At 64.7% G+C, this 23,572-nt stretch carries 19 protein-coding genes and 2 tRNA genes; 16 read left to right on the top strand and 5 right to left on the bottom strand.

The window, feature by feature from the left end; all coding sequences use genetic code 11:
• Window positions 1-113 precede the first annotated feature (113 nt).
• Window positions 114-476, bottom strand: coding sequence for a hypothetical protein (locus AB4Y40_RS03290; protein ID WP_368686423.1), 363 nt, complete (start codon window positions 474-476; stop codon window positions 114-116).
• Between the two features lie 248 nt (window positions 477-724).
• On the opposite strand from AB4Y40_RS03290, the gene AB4Y40_RS03285 reads away from it, so the two are divergent.
• The 8 genes from AB4Y40_RS03285 to oxlT all read left to right on the top strand — a co-directional run bounded on the left by AB4Y40_RS03285 (window position 725) and on the right by oxlT (window position 10,355).
• Window positions 725-1,444 (top strand): GntR family transcriptional regulator, encoded by a 720-nt coding sequence (locus AB4Y40_RS03285; RefSeq protein ID WP_368686422.1) that lies wholly within the window; start codon window positions 725-727, stop codon window positions 1,442-1,444.
• A gap of 343 nt (window positions 1,445-1,787) precedes the next feature.
• Window positions 1,788-3,536 (top strand): oxalyl-CoA decarboxylase, encoded by a 1,749-nt coding sequence (oxc, locus tag AB4Y40_RS03280; protein WP_368686421.1) that lies wholly within the window; start codon window positions 1,788-1,790, stop codon window positions 3,534-3,536.
• A 35-nt stretch (window positions 3,537-3,571) separates the two neighbouring features.
• Window positions 3,572-4,822, top strand: coding sequence for a formyl-CoA transferase (frc, locus tag AB4Y40_RS03275; RefSeq protein WP_368686420.1), 1,251 nt, complete (start codon window positions 3,572-3,574; stop codon window positions 4,820-4,822).
• Between the two features lie 161 nt (window positions 4,823-4,983).
• A complete protein-coding gene (locus tag AB4Y40_RS03270; protein WP_368686419.1) occupies window positions 4,984-5,418 on the top strand; it encodes a PAS domain-containing protein in 435 nt (144 codons plus the stop codon).
• Window positions 5,419-5,446: 28 nt separating this feature from the next.
• A complete protein-coding gene (locus tag AB4Y40_RS03265) occupies window positions 5,447-5,704 on the top strand; it encodes a hypothetical protein (RefSeq protein WP_368686418.1) in 258 nt (85 codons plus the stop codon).
• 224 nt (window positions 5,705-5,928) lie between these two features.
• On the top strand, window positions 5,929-7,497 hold the full coding sequence (locus AB4Y40_RS03260; protein ID WP_368686417.1) for a Re/Si-specific NAD(P)(+) transhydrogenase subunit alpha: 1,569 nt from the start codon (window positions 5,929-5,931) through the stop codon (window positions 7,495-7,497).
• A gap of 9 nt (window positions 7,498-7,506) precedes the next feature.
• Window positions 7,507-8,901, top strand: a complete 1,395-nt coding sequence (locus AB4Y40_RS03255; RefSeq protein WP_368686416.1) for an NAD(P)(+) transhydrogenase (Re/Si-specific) subunit beta — start codon at window positions 7,507-7,509, stop codon at window positions 8,899-8,901.
• Between the two features lie 128 nt (window positions 8,902-9,029).
• Complete coding sequence (gene oxlT, locus AB4Y40_RS03250; RefSeq protein WP_368686415.1) at window positions 9,030-10,355, top strand: oxalate/formate MFS antiporter; 1,326 nt, start codon at window positions 9,030-9,032, stop codon at window positions 10,353-10,355.
• A gap of 28 nt (window positions 10,356-10,383) precedes the next feature.
• On the opposite strand, the gene AB4Y40_RS03245 is transcribed toward oxlT, so the two are convergent.
• The 3 genes from AB4Y40_RS03245 to AB4Y40_RS03235 all read right to left on the bottom strand — a co-directional run bounded on the left by AB4Y40_RS03245 (window position 10,384) and on the right by AB4Y40_RS03235 (window position 11,219).
• Window positions 10,384-10,689 (bottom strand): hypothetical protein, encoded by a 306-nt coding sequence (locus AB4Y40_RS03245; RefSeq protein WP_368686414.1) that lies wholly within the window; start codon window positions 10,687-10,689, stop codon window positions 10,384-10,386.
• A gap of 180 nt (window positions 10,690-10,869) precedes the next feature.
• Window positions 10,870-10,956: transfer RNA gene (locus AB4Y40_RS03240), tRNA-Leu, on the bottom strand.
• A 176-nt stretch (window positions 10,957-11,132) separates the two neighbouring features.
• Window positions 11,133-11,219, bottom strand: a tRNA-Leu gene (locus AB4Y40_RS03235).
• A gap of 395 nt (window positions 11,220-11,614) precedes the next feature.
• On the opposite strand from AB4Y40_RS03235, the gene rnr reads away from it, so the two are divergent.
• The 5 genes from rnr (at window position 11,615) to AB4Y40_RS03210 (ending at window position 17,944) form a co-directional block, all read left to right on the top strand.
• Complete coding sequence (rnr, locus tag AB4Y40_RS03230) at window positions 11,615-14,077, top strand: ribonuclease R (RefSeq protein ID WP_368686413.1); 2,463 nt, start codon at window positions 11,615-11,617, stop codon at window positions 14,075-14,077.
• Between the two features lie 219 nt (window positions 14,078-14,296).
• The gene (gene rlmB / locus AB4Y40_RS03225) at window positions 14,297-15,040 is read left to right on the top strand and encodes a 23S rRNA (guanosine(2251)-2'-O)-methyltransferase RlmB (protein ID WP_342920622.1); all 744 of its coding nucleotides are present in this window, start codon (window positions 14,297-14,299) and stop codon (window positions 15,038-15,040) included.
• A gap of 123 nt (window positions 15,041-15,163) precedes the next feature.
• A complete protein-coding gene (gene rpiA / locus AB4Y40_RS03220; protein WP_324160720.1) occupies window positions 15,164-15,859 on the top strand; it encodes a ribose-5-phosphate isomerase RpiA in 696 nt (231 codons plus the stop codon).
• 807 nt (window positions 15,860-16,666) lie between these two features.
• Window positions 16,667-17,260: a hypothetical protein gene (locus tag AB4Y40_RS03215; protein WP_368686412.1), complete on the top strand. Its 594-nt coding sequence runs from the start codon at window positions 16,667-16,669 to the stop codon at window positions 17,258-17,260.
• A 72-nt stretch (window positions 17,261-17,332) separates the two neighbouring features.
• Window positions 17,333-17,944, top strand: coding sequence for a hypothetical protein (locus AB4Y40_RS03210; RefSeq protein ID WP_342920619.1), 612 nt, complete (start codon window positions 17,333-17,335; stop codon window positions 17,942-17,944).
• Window positions 17,945-18,183: 239 nt separating this feature from the next.
• On the opposite strand, the gene AB4Y40_RS03205 is transcribed toward AB4Y40_RS03210, so the two are convergent.
• The gene (locus tag AB4Y40_RS03205; protein WP_028204855.1) at window positions 18,184-18,918 is read right to left on the bottom strand and encodes a Crp/Fnr family transcriptional regulator; all 735 of its coding nucleotides are present in this window, start codon (window positions 18,916-18,918) and stop codon (window positions 18,184-18,186) included.
• A gap of 782 nt (window positions 18,919-19,700) precedes the next feature.
• On the opposite strand from AB4Y40_RS03205, the gene AB4Y40_RS03200 reads away from it, so the two are divergent.
• The 3 genes from AB4Y40_RS03200 to AB4Y40_RS03190 all read left to right on the top strand — a co-directional run bounded on the left by AB4Y40_RS03200 (window position 19,701) and on the right by AB4Y40_RS03190 (window position 23,509).
• Window positions 19,701-21,260, top strand: coding sequence for a mannose-1-phosphate guanylyltransferase/mannose-6-phosphate isomerase (locus AB4Y40_RS03200; RefSeq protein WP_368686411.1), 1,560 nt, complete (start codon window positions 19,701-19,703; stop codon window positions 21,258-21,260).
• Between the two features lie 373 nt (window positions 21,261-21,633).
• Entirely contained in the window at window positions 21,634-22,353 is a 720-nt protein-coding gene (locus AB4Y40_RS03195; RefSeq protein ID WP_368686410.1) for a FadR/GntR family transcriptional regulator, read from the top strand.
• A gap of 178 nt (window positions 22,354-22,531) precedes the next feature.
• Window positions 22,532-23,509, top strand: coding sequence for a Gfo/Idh/MocA family protein (locus AB4Y40_RS03190; RefSeq protein WP_368686409.1), 978 nt, complete (start codon window positions 22,532-22,534; stop codon window positions 23,507-23,509).
• Window positions 23,510-23,572: the final 63 nt, after the last annotated feature.

The following is a 23,572-nucleotide window of genomic DNA, read 5'->3' as shown; positions in this document are numbered from 1 at the left end:
CGCGATTTCTCTTCGTTGTCCTTCAATCTCGAGCCCGTCTGGATCGGCGCGCTAGTGCGCGCCGATCCAGACGGGTTTCGTTCTTATCGGGCTCGCACGTTCGTGCGTGTGCATCAGGCGCCGGCAAGCGCGGGCAAGCCGCCTTCGCGCCAATCCTGCTCCATGGCGGCTGGCATGCCCCATTCCTGCGAACCGCGTGGAGCGGGCGCGCTGAGCGGCCATTCACCGGGCGCCTGGGCGTTCTTGCGGGCAAGGATCGCCTCGCACAGAAATTCCATGCTGTACGCCTTCAGCAGATGCGGGTGATTCGTCTCGATATAGGCGGCGACGCGCGCATGTTCACCGGCAATCGACGCGAGCGAATAGAGCGTGCGCGCATCCCAACGAAAACGCAGGCCCAGCTCGGCAAATGCCGTATTGAATGCGCACAGTTGCGCTTCCAGTTGACGATCGTGGCGGGTGTCCAGGTGGCTCATGGCTGTCTCCTCATGTCGAGTGGCGTGAAGCAAGAGTAGAAGCGCCAATGAATAAACGATAGTTAAAGTTTTTTTCGAAAAATATAAGAAAGACTGTATGGATCGCGGGTAAGCCCGCGAATCGAGCGAGACACGCACCCGGTACGCGTAAACCCGCTTAGCCACGAGCGTGTTACTGATATATTGTATTGCAAATATTAAATTCCCCAGCAGCGCCGGCTAAACAGAACGTTGGAGACAAGCGACCGATGTCCGCCGAAAGAGAACTCGTCACCGGGATGCCCCCGGTCACCTTGACGCTGGAGCCGATCAACGCAACCGCTTCGCTGCGCGATCAGGCTTACGCGAAGCTCAAGCAGGCCATTGCCGAAACCGACATCTACCGCTCGCGAGACGAGATCCGGCTAGACGAGAAGGAATTGACCGAGAAGCTCGGCGTGAGCCGGACGCCGGTTCGCGAGGCGATGACGCTGCTGGAACAGGAGGGTTTTCTGCGCACGGTGCCGCGCCGCGGTGTTTACATCCTGCGCAAGACGCGCAAAGAGATCGTCGAGATGATCTATATGTGGGCCGCGCTCGAAAGCATCGCCGCGCGTCTCGCCACGCAGCGCGCCTCGGACGACGACATCGCGGGACTGCGGCGCATGTTCGCGACCTTCGGCGATTCGACGCCCTCGGACCATATCGAGGAATACTCGGAAGCGAACATCATGTTTCACCAGTCACTGGTGGAGCTTTCGAAGTCGCCCATCATCGTCGACACCATCAAGAACATCTTCATGCATGTGCGCGCGATCCGGCGCATGACGATCGCGCAGAGCGATCGCGCGTCGCGCTCGATCGTCGAGCACATGCGCATTATCGAAGCGCTCGAGGCGCGCGACACCGAGCGTGTCGAGCAGCTCGTGCGGCAGCACTCGATCGAACTCGCGCTGTTCGTGGAAGCCAACTGCGATTTTCTGGACTGAAGTGTAGGGCGCGCCGCGTCGAGCCGCCGGTTCATATCGGTTCGGCGCATGAGTCAGCGGCATCGATACGCAGCTCGTCTGAATGCGCGTCGCGATGCTGAAAGAAAGGTATGGAGTCCGTAACAAGTTCGTCAGGACGTTTGGGCCGATTGAAGGTGCCTGCCCATGGTGTGCCGCATCAAAGTTTGCCGCCTGGCGAGCGATCGCACGAGACAGCAACGGTGGAGCGCGGCGCGACGCAGTGCAGCAAACGCGGCGTGGGTAAAAAAACGTCTTGACTAATATTGTGTGTGGAATATTGTATATCACTAATCACACAACGCCCCGCCAAAGAGGAGACGTCATGGCAGAAGCAGGCATCAACGAGGCACAGCAGAACCCTGTGCCGGAAGCGCAGCAAACGACCGATGGCTTTCATCTCGTCATCGACGCGCTGAAACTCAACGATATCGACACGATCTTCGGTCTCGTCGGTATTCCGATTACCGATCTCGCCCGTCTCGCGCAGGCCGAGGGCATGCGCTTCATCGGCTTCCGGCACGAGCAGAACGCCGGCAACGCCGCGGCCGTGGCGGGCTACATGACGAAGAAGCCGGGCATCTGCCTGACAGTCTCCGCGCCGGGTTTCCTGAACGGCCTCACGGCACTGGCCAACGCGACCACGAACTGCTTCCCGATGATCCTCATCAGCGGTTCGAGCGAGCGCGAGATCGTCGACCTGCAGCAGGGCGACTACGAAGAGATGGACCAACTCAACGCGGCGAAGCCTTATGCCAAGGCGGCGTATCGCGTGCTGCACGCCGAGGACATCGGCGTCGGCGTGGCGCGCGCGATTCGCGCGGCCGTCTCGGGCCGCCCCGGCGGCGTGTATCTCGACCTGCCAGCCAAGCTGCTCGCGCAGACCATCGACGCGGTGAAGGGTCAGCAGTCGCTCATCAAGGTCGTCGACGCGGCGCCGCGCCAGATTCCCGCACCGGATGCGGTGCAACGCGCTATCGACGTGCTCAGGAATGCGAAGCGTCCGCTGATCCTGCTCGGCAAGGGCGCCGCCTACGCCCAGGCCGACGCGCAAATCCGCGAACTGGTCGAGAAGAGCGGCATCCCGTATCTGCCGATGTCGATGGCCAAGGGTCTCCTGCCCGACACGCACGAGCAGTCGGCGTCGGCCGCGCGCTCGTTCGTGCTGGCCGAGTCGGACGCCGTGGTGCTGATCGGCGCGCGCCTGAACTGGCTGCTTTCGCATGGCAAGGGCAAGACCTGGGGCGCGGCTGCCGGCCCGAAGCACTTCGTGCAGATCGACATTGCGCCGACGGAAATCGACAGCAACGTCGCCATCGAAGCGCCCGTGATCGGCGACATCGGTTCATGCGTGGAAGCGCTCGTTGCAGCCATCGGCAATGACTTCCCGAAGCCGCCCGCAGAGTGGCTCGACGCCGTGGCCGAACGCAAGAACAAGAACCTGGAAAAGATGGCCGCGACGCTCGCGAAGAACCCGTCGCCGATGAACTTCCACAGCGCGCTGCGCGCCATCCGCGACGTGCTCAAGACGCGTCCCGACATCAATGTGGTCAACGAAGGCGCGAACACGCTCGACTACGCGCGCAGCATCATCGACATGTACCAGCCGCGCAAGCGCTTCGACTCGGGCACGTGGGGGATCATGGGCATCGGCATGGGCTTCGCGATCGGCGCAGCCGTGACGAGCGGCACGCAGGTCGTCGCGATCGAGGGCGACAGCGCGTTCGGCTTCTCGGGCATGGAGCTGGAGACGATCTGCCGCTACAACCTGCCGGTTTGCACCATCGTGTTCAACAACAACGGCGTGTATCGCGGCACGGACGTCAACCCGAGCGGCGGCTGCGACGTCGCGCCGACGGTGTTCGTGAAGAACGCGCGCTACGACAAGATGATCGAGGCCTTCGGCGGCATCGGCCATCAGGCGACGACACCGGAAGAACTGACGAGCGCGCTGCTCGAAGCGATCGCGTCGGGCAAGCCCACGTTGATCAACGCAGTCATCGACGAATCGGCCGGGACCGAAAGCGGCCGTCTCACGAATCTGAATCCGCAAAGCGCGGCAATGAAGAAATAAGCCCCATAGATCAGGTAGACCAGGAGATACGAGAAATGAGCAAACCCCTCGACGGTATCAAGATCATCGACTTCACGCACGTACAGGCCGGTCCCGCCTGCACGCAGATGCTCGCGTGGTTCGGTGCGGACGTGATCAAGGTGGAGCGCCCGGGCGCCGGCGACGTGACGCGCTCGCAGCTGCGCGACATTCCCGAAGTCGATGCGCTGTACTTCACCATGCTCAACAGCAACAAGCGCTCGCTCACGCTCGACACGAAGAAGCCCGAAGGCAAGGAAGTGCTGGAGAAGCTGATTCGCGAATCGGACGTGATGGTCGAAAACTTCGGCCCCGGCGCGCTGGACCGCATGGGCTTCACGTGGGAGCGCATCAAGGAACTCAACCCGAAGATGATCGTCGCTTCGGTGAAGGGCTTCAGCGAAGGCCACCACTACGACGACCTCAAGGTCTACGAGAACGTCGCACAGTGCGCGGGCGGCGCGGCTTCGACCACGGGCTTCTGGGACGGTCCGCCCACGGTGAGCGCCGCTGCGCTCGGCGACAGCAACACGGGCATGCACCTCGCCATCGGCATTCTCACGGCGCTGATCGGCCGCGACAAGACCGGTAAGGGCCAGAAGGTGGCCGTATCGATGCAGGACAGCGTGGTCAACCTGTGCCGCGTGAAGCTGCGCGACCAGCAGCGTCTGGACCGCCAGGGTTTCCTTGAGGAATACCCGCAGTATCCGCACGGCACCTTCAGCGACGTCGTGCCGCGCGGTGGCAACGCGGGCGGCGGTGGACAGCCGGGCTGGGTTCTGAAGTGCAAGGGCTGGGAGACGGACCCGAACGCGTACATCTACTTCACGGTGCAGGGCCACGCGTGGGAGCCGATCTGCCGCGCCCTGGGCAAACCCGAATGGATCGACGATCCGAACTACGCTACGGCGCAGGCGCGTCAGCCGCATATCTTCGACATCTTCGCGACGATCGAAGCGTGGCTCGCCGACAAGACCAAGTTCGAAGCGGTCGACATCCTGCGCAAGTTCGACATCCCGTGCGCGCCGGTGCTCAGCATGAAGGAAATTGCCAATGACCCGTCGCTGCGCGCTAGCGGTACTATCGTCGAGGTGCCGCACAAGGAGCGCGGCTCGTACCTCACGGTGGGCAGCCCGATCAAGTTCTCGGAGCTGAAGCCGGAGATCACGGGTTCGCCGCTGCTCGGCGAGCACACCGACCAGGTGCTGGCCGACCTCGGTTACACGCCGCAGCAGATCGCGGCGCTGCACGAGGTGCGCGCGGTTTGAGTTCCGCATCGAGTTCCACAAGCTGAACGCAGGAAGCGGGCGCGGCCAACGCTGTGCCCGCGCAGCACCGCAATACCAGACTGGCAGGCAGGACGCCGCGCGGCATGTGCAATGCGTGCCGCGCGGCGACGATAAACGACTCACCCCACATAGTCATCGCCATGCAATCCGCCATCGATTTCGAGCAGTTCGCAAACGCCATCGGGGACGCCATCGTCATCTCGGACGCAGCCGGCGACATCACCTTCTGGAATCCCGCGGCCACGCGCATGTTCGGCTATACCCAGGAAGAAGCGCTCGGCAAGACGCTCGACGTGATCATTCCCGAGCGGCTGCGCGGGCGCCATTGGGAGGGCTATCACAAGACGATGGCGACCGGCCAGACGCGCTATGGCAACGACGTGCTGCGCGTGCCGGCCGTGGACAAGGCGGGCAAGGCGCTTTCCATTGCCTTCACCGTGGCGTTGCTGCACTCGCCGCAGGGCGAACTCGACGGCATCGTCGCCGTGATCCGCGACGAGACGGTGCGGTTCCAGGAGGAGCGCGCGCTCAAGAAACGCATCACCGAACTCGAAGCACAGGCCCAGCAATCCTGAAACCCGCTGAAACCTCGGGAGCTCTTCGATGCACACCGAAAGACTCGGACATTTCGAGGTCGAACTCTCGGCCCGGCAAATGATTCACAACGGCGGCTGGGCCGCGTTTGCCGCGATCCACGCGGTCGAGGCCGCTGCCGACGAACCGGCGGCCGCAGTCTTGCCCCGTCAATGGGTGGTCGACGAAACCGTATTCGAAAGCGAGGCGGCTGCGATTGCCGGCGCACGGCAGGCGGCGCTCGCTTTTCTCAAGAGCGGCAATTCGCCCAGCCTGGGCGTGTCATAGGGCAAAGCCCTCATCGAGCCGCGGCACACAAAGAATTCCAACATCCGGCAAAAATCTAAACCGCATGGGGCCGGAATAAGGCGCTGAAGCGCCAACTCTGGCCGACATAGGAGACGTTTCATGAAGTCGTGGCTACGCTTTCGGCGCGCCAGATGCATTGGCGCGCCGCCCATTTCGTATGGTCTCGCCGCATCGCTCTCTGTTGTGAACGACGGAGGCGCATCATGGCGATGACCATTGCGGTCCCCCGCGAGACACTCGAAGGCGAACGACGCGTCGCGGCGACGCCGGAAAGTGTGGCACAACTAATCAAGCTCGGTTATGCCGTGGAGGTCGAAACGGCGGCGGGTGTGAATGCGTCCTACCCGGACGACGCATATCGCTCGGCAGGCGCGCGTGTCGTGGACGACGCGCAAGCGCTCTTGAGCGGCGCGGATATCGTCGTCAAGGTGCGTCCGCCTTCGAGCGAAGAGGTGCAGCGCCTGAAGCCCGGCGCGACGCTGATCGGTTTCATCTGGCCCGCGCAGAACGCTGCGCTGCTCGAACAACTCGCGGCGCGCGAGGTCACGGTGCTCGCGATGGACTGCGTGCCGCGCATCTCGCGCGCGCAGAAGCTCGACGCGCTGAGTTCGATGGCGAACATGGCCGGCTATCGCGCGGTCGTCGAGGCGGCCCAGCATTTTGGGCGCGTTTTCACGGGGCAGATCACGGCGGCGGGCAAGATGCCGCCCGCCAAGGTGCTCGTGATCGGCGCGGGCGTGGCGGGGCTTGCGGCGATCGGCGCCGCGCGCGGTCTTGGCGCCATCGTGCGCGCGTTCGATACGCGCCCCGAAGTCGGCCAGCAGGTCGAAAGCATGGGCGCGGAGTTCCTGAGCATCGACATCGAGGAGGAGGGCGGCGGCTCGGGCGGGTACGCCAAACAGATGAGCGCGAAGTTCATCGAAGCGGAGATGGCGCTGTTCGAGGCCCAGGCGCGCGAGGTCGACATCATCATCACGACCGCGCTCATTCCCGGCAAACCGGCGCCGCGGCTCATCGACGCGAAGACGGTGGCGTGCATGCGCGCGGGCAGCGTGATCGTCGACATGGCGGCCGAGCAGGGCGGCAACTGCGAATTCACCCGCCCCGGCGAAGTCGTGAATGCGAACGGCGTGACCGTGATCGGTTACACGGACCTGCCGAGCCGCATGGCGAACCAGTCGAGCCAGCTCTACGCGACCAATATCCGCCATCTGCTGACCGATCTCACGCCCGCGAAGGACGGCGAGCTGAAGCTCGACATGGACGACGTCGTGCAGCGCGGCACCACCGTCATGCAGCGCGGCCAGGTGTGCTGGCCGCCGCCGCCGGTACAGGTCTCGGCGACGCCGCAAGCGGCTGCGCAGACGAAGCCCGTTGCCGTCGCGACTGGCGACGCGAAAGAAGCCACCGCGCAGGCCGCGCGCCGCAACGGTGTCTGGTCGCTCGCGGCGCTCGTCGTTGCCGCGTTGCTGTTGCTCGCGCTCGGCGCGGTCGCGCCGCCCGCGTTCGTCGCGCACTTCGCGGTGTTCGTGCTGGCCGTGTTCGTCGGCTATCAGGTGGTCTGGAACGTCACGCCCTCGTTGCATACGCCGCTCATGAGCGTGACGAATGCGATCAGCGGAATCATCGTGATCGGCGCATTGCTGCATCCGGGCAACGCCAGCACGATCGTGACCGTGCTGGCGGGCATTGCGCTCGTCGTCGCGACCATCAACATCGCGGGCGGCTTTCTCGTCACCCAGCGCATGCTGAAGATGTTTCAACGGACCTGAGGAGACGTCATGCTCAACGGAATCGGCAACATGGCGTGGCTCGGCGCGGCGACGCTCTTCATCCTCAGCCTCCGTGGGCTGAGTCATCCCGCCAGCGCGCGGCGCGGCAACCTCTATGGCGTGACCGGCATGGTGATCGCCGTGCTCGCCACGCTGCTCGTCACGGGCGGTGCGGGCCTGCAAATCGCGCTCATCGCCGCGCTGGTGGGCGGCGGGCTCGGCGCGACGCTCGCGCGCCGCGTGGAGATGACGCAGATGCCGCAGCTCGTCGCGGTGCTGCACAGCTTCGTCGGCCTCGCGGCCACGCTCATCGCCTTTGCGAACTTTCTCTCGCCAAAGATCGCGATGAGCGGCGTCGAGCGCGCGATTCACGACACCGAGATCTACGTCGGCGCCTTCATCGGCACGGTCACGTTCAGCGGTTCGATTGTCGCGTTCCTGAAGCTGCAGGGCACGGTGAGCGGCAAGCCGCTCGTGCTGCCCGCGCGGCATCTGCTCAACGCGGTCGTGCTGGGCGCGTGCATCGTGCTCGGTTATCGCTTCGTCAGTGCTCCTGATGGCGGCGACGCACTCTACGCGCTGATCGTGATGTGCGTGCTGGCGGCGGCGCTCGGCGTGCACCTCGTGATGGCGATCGGCGGCGCGGACATGCCCGTGGTGGTCTCGATGCTCAACAGCTATTCGGGCTGGGCCGCAGCGGCAACGGGCTTCATGCTCGATAACGACCTGCTCGTGACGACGGGCGCGCTGGTGGGATCGAGCGGCGCGATTCTCAGCTACATCATGTGCCGCGCGATGAATCGCAGTTTCGTTTCGGTGATCCTCGGCGGCTTCGGCGCGGTGAGCGCTACGGCAAGCGAGACTCCGCAGGGCGAAGTCGTATCGACCAGCGTGGACGAAGTCGGCTCGCTGTTGCGCGACGCGCAGGAAGTCGTGATCGTGCCGGGCTATGGCATGGCCGTCGCGCAGGCGCAAGGCACCATCAGCGAGATCACGCGGCTGCTGCGCGCGTTGGGCATTCGCGTGCGTTTTGGCATTCACCCCGTTGCGGGGCGCTTGCCTGGCCACATGAACGTGCTGCTCGCGGAAGCGAAGGTGCCTTACGACATCGTGCTCGAAATGGACGAAATCAACGAAGACTTCACGAGCACCGACGTCGTGCTCGTGATCGGCGCGAACGATATCGTCAATCCGGGCGCGCAGGAGGATGCGGGCAGCCCGATCGCCGGCATGCCGGTGCTGGAGGTGTGGAAGGCGCGCACCGTGGTCGTCTCCAAGCGCAGCATGGCGACGGGGTACGCGGGCGTGGACAATCCGCTCTTCTATAAGGACAACACACGAATGTTGTTCGGCGATGCGAAGGGCAGCGTCGACGCGCTACTCCGGCAACTCGAAGCGGCTTGACGTTTGAAGCAAGGAGCGGCGGATTTCAGTCTGCCGCGCTGGTGGTAACGCGGGAAATGGTGCACGCACCGGGGTCGAGGCGATGCGAAACCGGCCCGCGCGCAATCACAACGGACGGAGACAGACAAGTGGCATATACCGATCGTATCGATGGCGGCTACCCGGCCCGGCGGCACAACCGCTGGGTGCAGCTCGTTGCCGGCATTCTCTGCATGGGGCTCGTGGCGAACCTGCAGTACGCGTGGACGCTCTTCGTCGTGCCGATGGACGCACGGCATCACTGGGGGCAGGCTGCGATCCAGCTCGCCTTTTCGATTTTCATCGTGACGGAAACGTGGCTCGTGCCGGTGGAGGGTTGGCTCGTAGACCGTTTTGGCCCGCGCCCCGTGGTGATGGGCGGCGCGTGCTGCGTGGCGCTCGGCTGGGTGCTCGACGCGTGGGCGCCCGCGCTGCCGGTGCTATACGTCGCGGCAGTCATCTCGGGCATCGGCGCGGGGTGCGTGTACGGCACGTGCGTCGGCACCGCGCTCAAATGGTTTCCGGACCGGCGCGGTCTCGCCGCCGGCATGACGGCGGCAGGCTTCGGCGCGGGCGCGGCGCTCACGGTCATTCCGATCTCGAACATGATCCAGCAGTCGGGCTATGAGCGCGCGTTCGTGTTCTTCGGACTCCTGCAGGGTGCCTGCATCATGCTGCTCGCGCTGGTGATGGTGCGGCCGAAGCCTCCCGTTCACGCGGCGGGCATGAAGCGCATCGTGGCGACGAAGACCGACTACACGACGAGGCAAATGGTTCGCGCTCCCGTATTCTGGGTGATGTATGCGATGTTCGTCTGCGTGGCGGCGGGCGGCATCATCGCGACGGCGCAGATCGGCCCGATCGCGAAGAGCTACGGCTTCGCCTCGATGCCGGTTACGCTCGTCGCGGCGACGCTGCCGCTGCTCACCATGACGCTGTCGATCAACAATCTCTGCAACGGCTTTACGCGGCCGCTGTGCGGGCTCATTTCGGATCGCATCGGCCGCGAGAATACGATGTTCATCACGTTTCTCGGCGAGGGGCTCGCGCTGCTGGGCTTGCGCGCGTTCGGCCACGACCCGTATCTCTTCATGCTGTTCTCGGGGCTCGTGTTCCTGTTCTACGGCGATATCTTTTCGAACTTTCCGGCGACCTGCGCCGATACGTTCGGAGCGAAATACGCGGCCGGCAACGCGGGCACGCTCTATACCGCGAAGGGGACCGCGGCGATGCTCGTGCCTGTCGCGACGCTGCTGGCGATCCACGGCGGCTGGAACATGGTGTTCGACATGGTCGCCTGCGTGGCGATGATGGCGGGCGTGAGCGCCAAGGTGATCTTGCAGCCGATGCGCCGGCGCTGGATCTTTCAGTCGGGTGAGGAGGCGAGGATTGCCGATTCGGCGTTCGTCCCTTCGCCGCTGGGCTCGCATGAGTGAGCGCGATTGATGGGCGCGCCCTGACGCGCTATGGGCGGGCGGTGCGGTCGTGATCGCGGCGTGCGCTTGCGGGGCGCAATGCCCGCATCAGCCGCGCCGCGCTCTGGAGTCTTGCGCGCACGCGTGAGCGCCGTACGCGCCGCGTATCGATGCAGGCCTGATCGCGACGCGGGTCCGCCTCGGCGGATCGCTCGTTTTCCAGCCCGAGATGGGCGTAACGGCCCTCGCTGGCGCTCTTGTCGAGCCAGTGCTCGGGCAGCCGGGTTGCGAGCAGCCAGGTCGCGGCAGCGCCAAGGCTGACGGCGACGATCGCTGCGACGACAACGAATTCCATTCGGTCTTCCTCAATCGACTTGTCATGGGTTGGCACGCACGCGCCGTGCCGTATGGCAATGTATACCATGAAACATAACGAAGAGAGTCAAGCGGATCCGGGCCGAAAAGCAAAAAAGCCCGCAGATTTGCGGGCTTTTTCGATGAATCCTGGGTGCTGCGAGTTCTGCTTGATGAGACGTGGTGCCCAGGAGAGGACTCGAACCTCCACAGTGTTGCCACCGCCAGGACCTGAACCTGGTGCGTCTACCAATTCCGCCACCTGGGCACGTCTTCAAGCTAGAAGAAAATTGTGACGTGAATTCGCGTGTCTGTCAATAGATCTTTTCAAAAAATCTTCATCCCGGGAACGGGGCTGCTGCGTTTTGCGCGATAGCAGGGCAGTTGTACTCGTTGCCTACGCCGGAAATGAAAAAGGCCGGCATAAAGCCGGCCTTTTGAATCTGGTGCCCAAGAGAGGACTCGAACCTCCACAGTGTTGCCACCGCCAGGACCTGAACCTGGTGCGTCTACCAATTCCGCCACCTGGGCAAGGTGTCGTTTGCTGTTCAACGTGTTGTGCAGCAAAGACCGAAATTATAGCGGGATCGGAACGGCTGTCAAGCGTTTTGTGGAAGGTGATGAAACGCGCCTGCCGAAGCGTTGCAGACCGCGTGGAGTGGCCGTCTCGTCGGGCCGCGAGGCCGCTCCCACGGCTCGTAGGGTGCGATGCGGGTGTTAGAATGCCTCGCAGAAGTTCCGCCGGCAAAAGTCCGTGATTCAGGTGCTGCGTGCAGCGTGGCGCACGCAACGCGAGCGGTCAGGCAATCCACGTTACGGGCCGGCAGATTGCAGCACTCGAAGACCGGGCGCCGCCTGCATGTATCGCACATTCAGGCCGCGCAAAATCCGACGTCCACGCAACGAGAACAACCATCGATAAGCCCTTGAGCAAATATCCGTATCCGATTCCCAGCCGCGAAGAGATTCTCGGCGTGCTGCGGACCAGCGACTCGCCGTGCACCGCGAACGATATCGCCGAGGCGCTCTCCATCAAGCGCCAGGAGCGTGAAGGGTTCTTCAGGCGGCTCGCCGCCATGGAGCGCGACGGGCAGATCCGGCTCGACTCGCGCGGCCACTACCAGCTCGCCCATCCTTCGAATTTCGTCGCCGGGCGTGTGCAGGGTCATCGCGACGGCTACGGCTTCCTCGTGCGCGACGACGGTCAGGACGACCTGTTCCTGCCGCAAGGCGAAATGCAGAAGGTCATGCACAACGACCGCGTGCTCGCGCGCATCGTCGGCTATGACCGGCGCGGGCGGCCGGAAGGGCATATCGTCGAAGTCACCGACCGTGCGAACCGCAGTGTCATCGGGCGCCTGCTCAACGAGAACGGCGCGTTGATCGTTGCGCCGGAAGACAAGCGCATCGGCCACGATATTCTCGTCACGCAGAATCCCAAGAAGGCCAAGGTCGGCCAGGTCGTGGTCGTCGAGCTCACCGATTTCCCCAGCCGCCACTCGCAGCCGCTCGGCCGGGTGATGGAAGTGCTCGGCGATATCGACGACCCGGGCATGGAGATCGAGATCGCCGTGCGCAAGTACGGCGTGCCGCACGAGTTCAGCAAGCCCGCGCTCGACGAAGCCGCGAAGCTGCCCGACGCCGTGCGTCCCACTGACATTCGTTATCGCGTGGACCTGCGCGACGTGCCGCTCGTCACCATCGACGGCGAAGATGCGCGCGACTTCGACGACGCCGTCTATTGCGAGCCGATGCAGGTCGGCCGTGGCGAGGGCTTCCGCCTGATCGTCGCCATCGCCGACGTCTCGCATTACGTGCTGCCGGGCGGCGGTCTCGATGTGGACGCGATCGAGCGCAGCACGTCGGTGTACTTCCCGCGCCGCGTGATCCCGATGCTGCCCGAGAAGCTGTCGAACGGGCTCTGTTCGCTCAATCCGCACGTCGACCGCTGCGTGCTCGTGTGCGACATGGTGATCACCGCGCGCGGCGAGATCAAGGCGTACCAGTTCTATCCGGGCGTCATGCACTCGGCGGCGCGGCTCACGTATACTGAAGTCGCGGCGGTGCTCACCAACACCAAGGGCCCCGAGGCGACACGCCGTGCGGCGCTGCTGCCGCAACTGCAGAATCTCTATGGCGTGTACAAGTCGCTGTTCGCCGCGCGCCAGAAGCGCGGTGCGATCGATTTCGACACGACTGAGACGTATATCGTCTGCAACGCGCAAGGCAAGATCGAGCAGATCGTGCCGCGCCAGCGCAACGACGCGCACAAGCTGATCGAAGAGTGCATGCTCGCAGCCAACGTGTGCGCGGCCGACTTCATGAAGCGCCACAAGCACCCGGGCCTGTACCGCGTGCACGCGGGGCCGACGGCCGAAAAGCTCGAAAACCTGCGTACCTTCCTGCGCGGCATGGGCCTTTCGCTCGGCGGCGGCGACACGCCGCACGCGAGCGACTACGCCGCGCTGATGGCGCACATCCGCGACCGGCCCGACGCGCAGATGCTGCAGACCATGCTGCTGCGCTCGATGCAGCAGGCCGTGTACAGCCCGGACAATATCGGTCACTTCGGTCTTGCCTACGAGGCGTACGCGCACTTCACGAGCCCGATTCGCCGCTATCCCGACCTGCTCACGCACCGCGCGATCTACGCGATCCTGCAGGGCAAGAAGTACCAGCCGCAGGCACCCGATGGCGTCGAGCTCAATACCGCGCTCTCGCCGCGCGCCCGCGCGCTGCAGGCCGAGGACGAGGAGAAGCGCGGCAAGCGCGCGCGCGGCGCCAACACGGCGATCTGGGAAGAACTCGGCCTGCACTGCTCGGCGAACGAGCGCCGCGCCGACGAAGCCTCGCGCGACGTCGAAGCCTGGCTCAAGTGCTACTTCATGCGCGACAAGCTCGGCGAAGAGTACGGCGGGATGGTGAGCGGTGTGACGTCGTTCGGCATTTTCGTGCAGCTCGACGCGCTCTTCATCGAAGGCCTCGTGCACGTGACGGAACTGGGCTCGGACTACTTCCAGTACGACGAGATCAAGAACGAGCTGCGTGGCGAGCGCACCGGCATTCGCTATCGCCTGTCGGACCGCGTGCGCGTGCAGGTGAGCCGCGTGGATCTCGACGCGCGCAAGATCGACTTCCGCCTCGTGCGCGATACGCCCGTGAAGCCGGGCGGCAACCGGCCGATGCCGGTCGACAAGAGCGGCATGGAGGGTGGTCCGCGCGTGCGTGCGCTGCAGGGCGGCGACATGGCGCGCCAGAAGAAGGCTGCGCCGGCGCCGAGCGTCGCGGTGAAGGAGGCGCGCGCAGCGCGCGGCGCCGCCAAGACCGCGAAGAAGCGCTCGGCCGTGAAGCCGACGCCCAAGAAGCAGGCGCCGCGCAAGAAGCGCTGAGCACCTGCATGCGGAGCGCCAACGTGCTCCGCAGCCGTTTCATTATCCGGGCCGCGCCGCCGTGCGCGCGCCCGGTTTTTTCACTTGCCGGCCGCGTCGGCTTTTGCCACATGCGCGCGCGGCTTGCATACGCCGGACCGCACGACGCGGCCGGCTGACTATCGTTGTCGGCGGCGCTGTATCTGCGTCGCAAAACGTTCATCAGAGGTTGGTTCAGTCATGTCACGTCTCAAGGTTCTTTACGGGTTTCATGCGGTGACCGCACGCTTGCGGCACGACGCGTCCACGGTCGAGGATGTCTACTACGATCCGACGCGCCGCGACCGCCGCATGCAGGACTTCCTGCACACCGCGAAGGAAGCCGGCGCGCGCGTGATCGCAGCCGACGAAACGCGCCTCTGGGGTCTCGCGCACACGGAGCGCCACCAGGGCGTGGTGGCCCGCGTCCACGATCTGGCGCTCGCGCAGAACCTCGCTGAGCTGCTCGACGGCATCCAGGGCTCGCCGCTCTTGCTCGTGCTCGACGGCGTGACCGATCCGCACAATCTCGGCGCGTGCCTGCGCGTGGCCGACGCAGCCGGCGCGCACGCCGTGATCGCCCCGCGCGACCGCGCCGTGGGTCTGAACGCCACGGCCGCGAAGGTGGCGAGCGGCGCGGCGGACACCGTGCCCTATATCACCGTGACGAATCTCGCGCGTGCGCTGCGCGAACTCAAGGACGCGGGCGTGTGGGTGGTCGGCACCGCCGGCGACGCTAGCGCGAGCCTCTACGAGACGAAGCTCGACGGTCCCGTGGCGCTCGTGCTGGGCGCCGAAGGCGAGGGCATGCGCCGCCTCACGCGCGAAACCTGCGACGAAGTCATGCAGATTCCGATGGCGGGCACGGTCGAGAGCCTGAACGTTTCCGTGGCGTCGGGCGTGTGCCTGTTCGAAGCGGTGCGCCAACGCGCGGCCGCGCGCTGAGCGCCGACCGGTCGCCCGCGGGATGACCTGCCGCGCGATCCTGCGAGATGCGGGCAGCCCGTGCCCGCATCTCCGGTAAACTATGCGGATTCCGCGTTTTTCTCCTCCTCGGGCTGTACTCCCATGACTCAAGACGAACTCAAGCAACTGGTCGGCCAGGCCGCCGCCGACTATGTCAACGCGAACGTGCCGGAAGGCGCCGTGATCGGCGTCGGCACGGGCTCCACCGCGAACTGCTTCATCGACGCACTGGCGGCGAGCAAGGGCCGCTACCGCGGCGCCGTGTCGAGCTCGGTCGCGACCACCGCGCGCCTCGAAGCGCACGGCTTCAAGATTTTCGACCTCAACGAGATCGAATCGCTGCCCGTGTACGTGGACGGCGCCGATGAAATCGACGGCGCCGGCGCCATGATCAAGGGCGGCGGCGGCGCGCTCACGCGCGAGAAGATCGTCGCGTCGGTGTCGGACGTGTTCGTCTGCATCGCCGATGCGAGCAAGCGTGTCGACGTGCTCGGCCAGTTCCCGCTGCCCATCGAAGTCGTGCCGATGGCGCGCACGGCCATTGGCCGCCGCGTGACGGCGCTCGGCGGCGTGCCGGTGCTGCGTGTGCAAAAGGACGGCTCGCCCTTCATCACCGACAACGGCAACGAGATTCTCGACGTGAAGGGCCTGCGTATCAGCGACCCGCGCACGCTCGAGGCGCATGTCAACGCATGGCCGGGCGTGGTGACGGTGGGCCTGTTCGCCGCACGCGGCGCGGACTTCTGCCTGCTCGGCGGTGAAAACGGCGTCGAGCGCATCGATTACCGCAAGGCCTGAGCGGCCTCGCGCGAGCGGCGCGTGCAACAGGCTTGCGCCTGATTGCCTGTGCGCTGCCGCTCTTTATTCCGGCAGGCCTGCGTGGCCTGCCGAACCGAACATCGCGATTAATCATTAAAAGAACGCGATTTTCCGATCTGGTTGTCCGTGCATCCATCTGAAACTTCAATTCGCCTTTCGATTATTATTGAAAGGAAATCCCCCAATTCAAGGTCATCGAAAATCACTACGTTGAGAACCGCACACAAAAATGCGAATGACGTAGCAATAGTCTGACTGTCTGAGATATAAATTCACCGTCCGGCGACGTTATGCAAACGGTTCGCTAAAAGAGACGTCGAAACGACCGGGCAGGGGAAGGGCGGCGCGCAAAAATGCGCAGCGGCCCGAGGGTTTCTGTCAGGCAGTGCGTGAGAGTGACTGGCGTACGCCGTGCGGTACACGGGGAAATAATGATAACAGCGGGTGTTGAGCGATTTGTATCGGACTGCTATTCAATGGAGTCCGCGAAGCGTACGGGGCTTTACGGGGCATTCCTTTCTGTTCTCCGGATTTTCAATTCTGCATGACCGCCTGATTTAGGCGAGTGCGTAAAGCTTAAGGCGTTCTGCGCGCGAGTTTTAATCTGGTCACTCCGTTAAACGGTCTTCCCGGTATCGGGATGGTCCGCGGGGATATTCGCGCGTTTTAAATGCAGCAATTTAATCGGTATGGCAATTGAAGTCGTGTTAAATGCGCCCGCGCTATCAGGGGGAGTGCGCGCGCATTCATCCAACGTTCCCCTGTTTTATCAGGAAGACCACAATCATGAAGAAGATTCAGGCCATTTCGCTCGCCGCCATGCTCTCTTTCGGTTCGGTTGCCGCATTTGCAGGCGGTGCCGGCGGCATGGGCGCGCCGTCGTCCTCCACCACGTCGGCGGTGGGCGCAGCGGGCGTCGGCTTTGGTGCGACGGCACTCACGTCGAACTCGACCTCGTCGGTCAACGGCAGCTTCACGTCGGCGCTGACGGTGCCGGGCCATATCGACGCCACCGTGTCGCAAGGCAACCAGTCGTTTTCGAACGCGAGCCTCACGTTCGGTTCGAGCTACACGACGCAAAACGGCAACTCGCAGACCTACGGCCAGACGGCTAGCGGCTACGTCGGCCAGACCGGCACGACGACCACGAACCAGAATTCGTCGACGCTCGGCTTCACGAGCGCCACGCAGTCGGGCTCGCAGAACTTCAACTCGTCGGTGATCAACACGTCGTTCGACGGTTCGAGCGGCAGCTACGGCGGCTCGGGCTTCACGTCGAACGCGACCGCGAACGGCAGCGGCACGGCCAATGCGGACGGCGGCGTCGGCATCGTCGCAGCGGGCGGTTCGGGTTCGCTCACGGGTGGCATGCACTGGTAATCCGAACGGGTCAGCCGTTTACTAGCGCGTCGGAGAGGGGGCGCAGCCCCCTTTCCGTTCACGGAGAGAAGAATGAGCAAGCTGAAGCAAAAAATTGCCGTTGCCGGGGTGTTGCTGTTTGCAGGCGCCGCGTGGGCGCAAACCACGCCGACGATGACGTCGGGGACCACGTCTACGTCGAGCCAGACGAGCACCGTCTCCAATACCGTCGTATTGCCGAGCGGCGGTACGTCGGACGTCACGTATCACGGCGGCTACGATGTACGCACGACGCCTACGGTCTACGCGCCGGCCCTGACGGCCTCGGTGACCGAGACCTGCTGGGGCAGTATTTCCGCCGCGGTGTCGGTGGTGGGCGTGGGCGCGACGGCCGCGGGCACCATCAAGGATATGGACTGCAACAAGCGCCTGAATGCGGCCGTGGCCTGGCGCATGGACCGCAAGGACATCGCGTTCAACATCATGTGTCAGGAAGACGACTTCCGCGAGGCTGCCGCGCTGACCGATCATCCTTGCGGCGACAATCGCAAGGTCGCGAAGAACGACGGCGCACCCGTGCAATTGCGCAATGCCGACACGAGCCCGGATCCGAAGCTTCAGGAGCCGACCGACCCGTTCGTGCGCGAACGCGAGCACTTGCCCGCCTTGCCGCTTGCGCAGGCGCTCGTGCCTTCGGCCCATTGAGTCCGGCAAGGCTGAAGAGAAGAGGGCGCTCTCCTGTTCTCTCCAGCTAGCGCGGAGAGATCCAATCGATTCGGTATCCTCTATGCTCCGGTTGCCTTCGACCTTGCCTGACGGGGCGCGCGATGGCGCAGGCAAAGCGAGCAGGCGCGCAAAAGCGTGCCGCTACGGGCACGCTTTGTCAGAAGGACGAGATGCGAATGAACTCGCGGCGCGCAACGGAAACGCACGCGATTACGCGCTCAAGCGACCGTTTCCGCCTGATGCAGGCGCGGCAGCAGCCGGTCGAATTCGCGGCGCACGAGCCCGTAGCACTCGCAGGCGCGGGCTTCGAGGCCTTCGCGATCGAGCACGCGGATATGGCCGCGGCTGTGATGGATCAGGCCTTCGTCGTGCAGCTTGCCGGCGGCTTCGGTAATGCCTTCGCGGCGCACGCCGAGCATGTCGGCGATCAGCTGCTGCGTGACGCTGAGATCGTTGGAGGCCACGCGGTCCACTTCGATCAGCAGCCAGCGGCACAGCTGCTTGCTCAGCGAGTGGTGACGATTGCACGCAGCGGTCTGTGCCACCTGCGTGAGCAGCGCGTGCATATAGAGCAGCATGAGGCGGCGCAGGAAATCCGAGCGCGCGAATTGCTGCTTGAGGGCTTGCGCGCTCATGCGATAGGCGAAGCCCGCGCATTGCACCTGCACGCGGTTCGGCATCGTTTCGCCGCCCGTCAGCACCGGCACGCCCGTCATGCCTTCGCGGCCGACCGCCGCGATTTCGACCGAGCTGCCGTCTTCCATCGTCGAGAGCAGCGAGACGATCGCAGTGGTCGGAAAGTACACGTGATGAATGCGCTGGCCGGAATCGCAGATCAACTGTTCGGTGCGCAGATGAACGAGTTCGAGGTGCGGGGCGAGAGCCTGCCATTCATGCGACGGGAGGGCGCCCAGCAAATGGTTGCCGTGAAGATCGGATTGAAGGGTTAACATGACTGGTCCTCGTGTGAAGCAGCGCGAGCCGCCTCCTGTTTTTGATTCCGTTCGCCGAACTCGTTGTTATCTGCCGTTTCCCGTGCGGCTTTTGTGTTCGTCGTGCCGGCCCCATAGTCCCGCTTGTTGGTGCTTGTTCCAGCTTGTTCTTGCCTCGTCCCATTCGCGCGTTTGCGGGCGCGGTATCGTTCGTCCGCATCTGCGCTCGTGTGGCGATCTCTCTTTAGCAGGGTGTGTGCCAGTTGGTGCGAAAGCACGCATTGAAGCGGCTGAGCGCGAGCCGGCCATGCGGCAGCGCGGCGAAACGCCGCGTTTTTGTTTCAGTTTTGTACGGCGACCTTGCAGGCCGCCGTGCTGCGCGCAGCCCGATTGAAAATCGCAAGACAATGATTTGATTGAATTATTTCCCCTGGCGAGCGGGGGATTCAGAAATGGCTCCTCGTTGAAACATGGATCCGGGGCGATTCGGGCAGCGACCCAAAAAACAAGCGGTTTTGATTCACTTCTGTTGCAACGCAGACGAAGCCGGCGAAAAAACGTTCGGCGCTGAAACATCGCGCGAGGGTGGCTTGCGGCGTGCCCGCCGGTGCGCATGCGGTCAGTGTGGGTATGCGTACAGATTGGCATGCCGAGGTTTGCTCCAATGAGGTCCGTAAAAAGCCTCGAGGCGTTGTGAGGCTTGAGAGATCCGGGAAGCGCGTGACGCTTCGGGCGAGCCGGCCGGCAGGCAGGGGCGGCGCTCGTCGACGTGACCCGGCGTATTTCAACGGGGAGCTCACCGCATGAATCAGCTCGTGACGCCTGCCGGCTTGCTCGCGGCAGCCAATGAACCCGACGTCGCGCTCATCGTTCAGCCCGTGGTGCTGGCCGGGGGCTCGGGCACGCGGCTCTGGCCGCTCTCGCGCGAGCATTGCCCGAAACAGCTGATCGATCTGCTCGACGGCGAGTCGCTGCTCGAAGCCACGGTGCGGCGGCTCGACGGCATGTATGCCGAGGCGGGCGCGGCGATCCGCAAGGCCGCGCCGGTCGTCGTGAGCAGCGAGGAATTGCGGCTCATGACCGTCGACCGGCTCGGCCGCAGCGGCATGTCCGCTCGCGTCGTGCTCGAACCGGTCGCACGCAACACGGCGCCGGCGCTCACTGTGGCGGCGCTGGCAGCGCGCGCCGGGCACGAGGCGGCGCTCGTCCGCAATGGCGCGCTTGCCGTATGCGACAGCGACCCCGTGCTCATCGCCACGCCTGCGGACCACCTGATCGCGGATCGCGCGGCGTTTGCCGCCGCGCTCGAAGAAGCGGTGGGCTACGCGGCGCGCGGCGCGATCGTCACGCTGGGCGTGCCGCCGCAGCGCGCGGAGACCGGCTACGGGTACATCGGCGCGGGGGCGGCGCTCGGCGCGAGCGGCGCGCGCGTGATCGAACGTTTCGTGGAAAAGCCCGGCGCCGAACTCGCGGCGAGTTACGTGGCCTCGGGCGATTACCTCTGGAATAGCGGCATTTTCGTGGTGCGCGCATCAGTATGGCTCGCCGCGATCGCGCACTGCCGGCCGGCTATCGCGGCGCAATGCGCGGCAGCGTTCGAGGCGGCCGCCATCGACGCCGACGGCACCGTGCATCTCGATGCCGCGGCGCTCGCCGCGTGCCCGTCCGATTCGATCGACTACGCGGTGATGGAGTCGCTCGGCGCCAATGCGCGGCTCACGGGCGTGGTCGTGCCGCTCGCGGCCGGCTGGTCCGACGTGGGCGCGTGGGATGCGGTGTGGCAGGTGTCGAACAAGGACGCAAGCGGCAACGTGGCCCGCGGGCGCGTGATGTTCGAAGACGTGACCGACACGTTCGCACATTCGGACGGACGGCTCGTGGCCTGCGTGGGCGTGCACGGCGTGGTGGTGGTCGAAACGGCCGACGCCGTCCTCGTCGCGGCCAGGGATCGCGTGCAGGACGTCAAGGCGATCGTGGGCAAGCTCAGGCAGGAGCGCAGCGCGGTCGCGCAGCATCACCGGCGCGTGGAGCGGCCATGGGGCTGCTACGACTCGCTCGATCAGGGCGAACGCTTTCAGGTCAAGCGCATCGTCGTGAAGCCGGGCGGGCGGCTGTCGCTGCAGATGCATCATCACCGCGCGGAGCACTGGACCGTGGTGCGTGGCACGGCGCGCGTCACGCGCGGCGAGGAGGTCTTTTTGCTGTCGGAAAACGAATCGACCTACATTCCGCTGGGCGTGAAGCACCGGCTGGAAAATCCGGGCAAGACGCCGCTCGAGATCATCGAGGTGCAGTCAGGCGGTTATCTGGGCGAAGACGACATCGTGCGCTTCGACGATGAGTACGGCCGGATACAACGGTGAACAAGTACAAGGTTGAAAAGCACGACGTTGGGCCGCGCGCGAAAAAGCGTGCGCAGAAGAAACATGCGCGCCGGCATCCCTGCATATGCACAGCCAGGGACTGCCGATCGATTTGAAGCCAGTTGAAAGCGTGTCGATTGAAGTAAGTGGGCGATTCATACGAACGCCTTACAAAAACAGCAGCGCAAGGGCCGACGGAACACGCGTAAATACGAACAAGATGCGTGCGCGCAAGCATCATGTCAGGAGATATCCTGGCTGGCGAAATATGCGAAGCGCATGGCAACGTAACACCTAAGTTCGACGACGCACGAGGGCCCGCGCAGTATCCGGCAAACATGGGCGATAACGCCCACATCGGGGGGGTAGGGTCATGGAACTGGGGAACAAGGAACGCTCGCTCGTCAGCAAGGTGATGGACGGGCTGATTTCAGGCATCGTCGAGGAGCGGTATGGCGCCGTGCTGCCGCCGCAGGACATCCTCTCGAAGGAGTTCGACGTGAGCCGCACGGTGATGCGCGAGGCGCTCTCCATGCTGCTCGCGCGTCACATGCTCGACGTGCGGCCGAAAATAGGCACGCGCATCCGGCCCATGCGCGACTGGCGCATGATCGACGAGGACGTCGTGAACTGGCGTTTCCGTTCGAAACCGGACAAGACGTTCTTGCGCGACGTGATCGAGTTTCGCGGCCTGATCGAACCGGCGGCGTGCGCGCTCGCGGCCACGCGCGCGAGCGCCGCGGACATTACCGGCATTCGCGAGGCGTTCGAGGCGCTGCGCCAGACGAGCACCGACGATCCGAATTTCCAGACCGCCGACGCGCTTCTGCACACGCGCATCCTCGCGGCGAGCGGGAATCAGTTTTATCAGCAGATGGCGGCGATCATTCGCGGCGCGCTGTCGCTCGTGAATCCGATTCTCAACACGCGTGACGGCGGCTGGAACAACGTCGTGGCGGCCCATGGGCGCATCGTCGAAGCGATCGAGCGGCGTGCGCCGAAAGAGGCCGAAGCGGCTGCGCTCGCGATGATCGAATACACCGCCGACGAGCTCACTCGGGCACTCTCGCCCGAGGCGCTGGAGCAGCGCTAAGGCCGTTCGCGGCGTCGCTTCGCTCGCCTCGATCCAGGCGCCGTGCGCGGATCGAGGCGAGCGCATTGCGGCGCGCTGCGTGTGCCGGTATCGTGCGTGTCTTTGGGTGCGCCGCGCGTGACGTACATGAGGTACGTTGTGCGGCGGCCCTCGACCTCACAGCCGGAGCACGCAGCACATGAGCGAAACACAAACGATACGTTGGGGCATCGTCGGCGCGGGCCGCATTGCGCACCGCTTCGCACAGGGCGTCGCGCACGTGCCGCATGCACGCGTCGAGGCGGTTTGGTCGCGGCGCGCGGCTACTGCGCAGGCGCTTGCCGCTACCTGCGGCGCAAAGGCGTGCGAGAGCCTGGATGCGCTCTTCGCGAGCGGCATCGAAGCCGTGTACATCGCCACGATGCAGGACAGCCACGCCCAGTACGCCATTGCCGCGCTCGAAGCCGGCTTGCCCGTGCTGTGCGAAAAACCCGCCACCGTGAACGGCGCGCAGTTCGAACGCGTGCTCGACGCGGCGCGCCGCGCGCAGCGCCTCTTCATGGAGGCGATGAAGCCGCCGTTTTATCCCCTCTATCGAAAGTTGCGCGCGCAACTGGACGCCGATCCCATCGGGCCGGTCGGGCTCGTGCGCGCGGGTTGTTCGGTGGCAAGCGTGCCTGCCGACCATCCCTCGCTGTCATTCGAACACGCGGGCGGGGCGCTGCTCGACATCGGCGTGTATGAAATGTTTCTTGCGGTCGACTGGCTCGGTGCGCCGCGCGAAGTGCAGACCGTCGGGCGCCTCGGCTCGACTGGCGTGGATACCTTCGCGAGTCTCAATTGCCAGCATGAGCGCGGCATCGCGCAACTGTTCTGCGGGCTCGATCTGCACGGCTATGGCGACGCGCTGCTGGCGGGGCCGCTCGGCAACGTGACGATCCACGCGAACTGGTGGAATCCGGCGCGCGCGACGGTGCGCTACGTGGATGGCCGCGTCGTCGAACTCGACGAGCCGTTCGAGGGCGGCGGCCTCAACTACGAGACCGCGCACTTCTGCGAGCTGCTGCGCGCGGGCGCGCTGGAAAGCCCGGTGATGACGCACGACACCTCGCGCCGCATGCTCGCCATGGCCGACGCCGCGCGAGCGGCGCTCGGACTGCGTTTCCCCTGCGAGTGACAAGCTAAACAGCGGCCCGCAAGCGACACGGCCCGCGTGGGCGGGCCGTGCATGAAAACGCCT

The sequence above is a fragment of the Paraburkholderia sp. EG287B genome (genome assembly GCF_040965595.1).
Classification (GTDB): Bacteria; Pseudomonadota; Gammaproteobacteria; order Burkholderiales; family Burkholderiaceae; genus Paraburkholderia.
Note: the sequence above shows the minus strand (reverse complement) of the source record. Positions and strands in the feature narration are given on the sequence as shown.

Coding starts and splice junctions, on each gene's coding strand:
- AB4Y40_RS03290 (WP_368686423.1), bottom strand. CDS start 476: ATGAGCCACCTGGACACCCGCCACGATCGTCAACTGGAAGCGCAACTG.
- AB4Y40_RS03285 (WP_368686422.1), top strand. CDS start 725: ATGTCCGCCGAAAGAGAACTCGTCACCGGGATGCCCCCGGTCACCTTG.
- oxc (WP_368686421.1), top strand. CDS start 1,788: ATGGCAGAAGCAGGCATCAACGAGGCACAGCAGAACCCTGTGCCGGAA.
- frc (WP_368686420.1), top strand. CDS start 3,572: ATGAGCAAACCCCTCGACGGTATCAAGATCATCGACTTCACGCACGTA.
- AB4Y40_RS03270 (WP_368686419.1), top strand. CDS start 4,984: ATGCAATCCGCCATCGATTTCGAGCAGTTCGCAAACGCCATCGGGGAC.
- AB4Y40_RS03265 (WP_368686418.1), top strand. CDS start 5,447: ATGCACACCGAAAGACTCGGACATTTCGAGGTCGAACTCTCGGCCCGG.
- AB4Y40_RS03260 (WP_368686417.1), top strand. CDS start 5,929: ATGGCGATGACCATTGCGGTCCCCCGCGAGACACTCGAAGGCGAACGA.
- AB4Y40_RS03255 (WP_368686416.1), top strand. CDS start 7,507: ATGCTCAACGGAATCGGCAACATGGCGTGGCTCGGCGCGGCGACGCTC.
- AB4Y40_RS03245 (WP_368686414.1), bottom strand. CDS start 10,689: ATGGAATTCGTTGTCGTCGCAGCGATCGTCGCCGTCAGCCTTGGCGCT.
- rlmB (WP_342920622.1), top strand. CDS start 14,297: ATGTCACGTCTCAAGGTTCTTTACGGGTTTCATGCGGTGACCGCACGC.
- rpiA (WP_324160720.1), top strand. CDS start 15,164: ATGACTCAAGACGAACTCAAGCAACTGGTCGGCCAGGCCGCCGCCGAC.
- AB4Y40_RS03215 (WP_368686412.1), top strand. CDS start 16,667: ATGAAGAAGATTCAGGCCATTTCGCTCGCCGCCATGCTCTCTTTCGGT.
- AB4Y40_RS03210 (WP_342920619.1), top strand. CDS start 17,333: ATGAGCAAGCTGAAGCAAAAAATTGCCGTTGCCGGGGTGTTGCTGTTT.
- AB4Y40_RS03205 (WP_028204855.1), bottom strand. CDS start 18,918: ATGTTAACCCTTCAATCCGATCTTCACGGCAACCATTTGCTGGGCGCC.
- AB4Y40_RS03200 (WP_368686411.1), top strand. CDS start 19,701: ATGAATCAGCTCGTGACGCCTGCCGGCTTGCTCGCGGCAGCCAATGAA.
- AB4Y40_RS03195 (WP_368686410.1), top strand. CDS start 21,634: ATGGAACTGGGGAACAAGGAACGCTCGCTCGTCAGCAAGGTGATGGAC.
- AB4Y40_RS03190 (WP_368686409.1), top strand. CDS start 22,532: ATGAGCGAAACACAAACGATACGTTGGGGCATCGTCGGCGCGGGCCGC.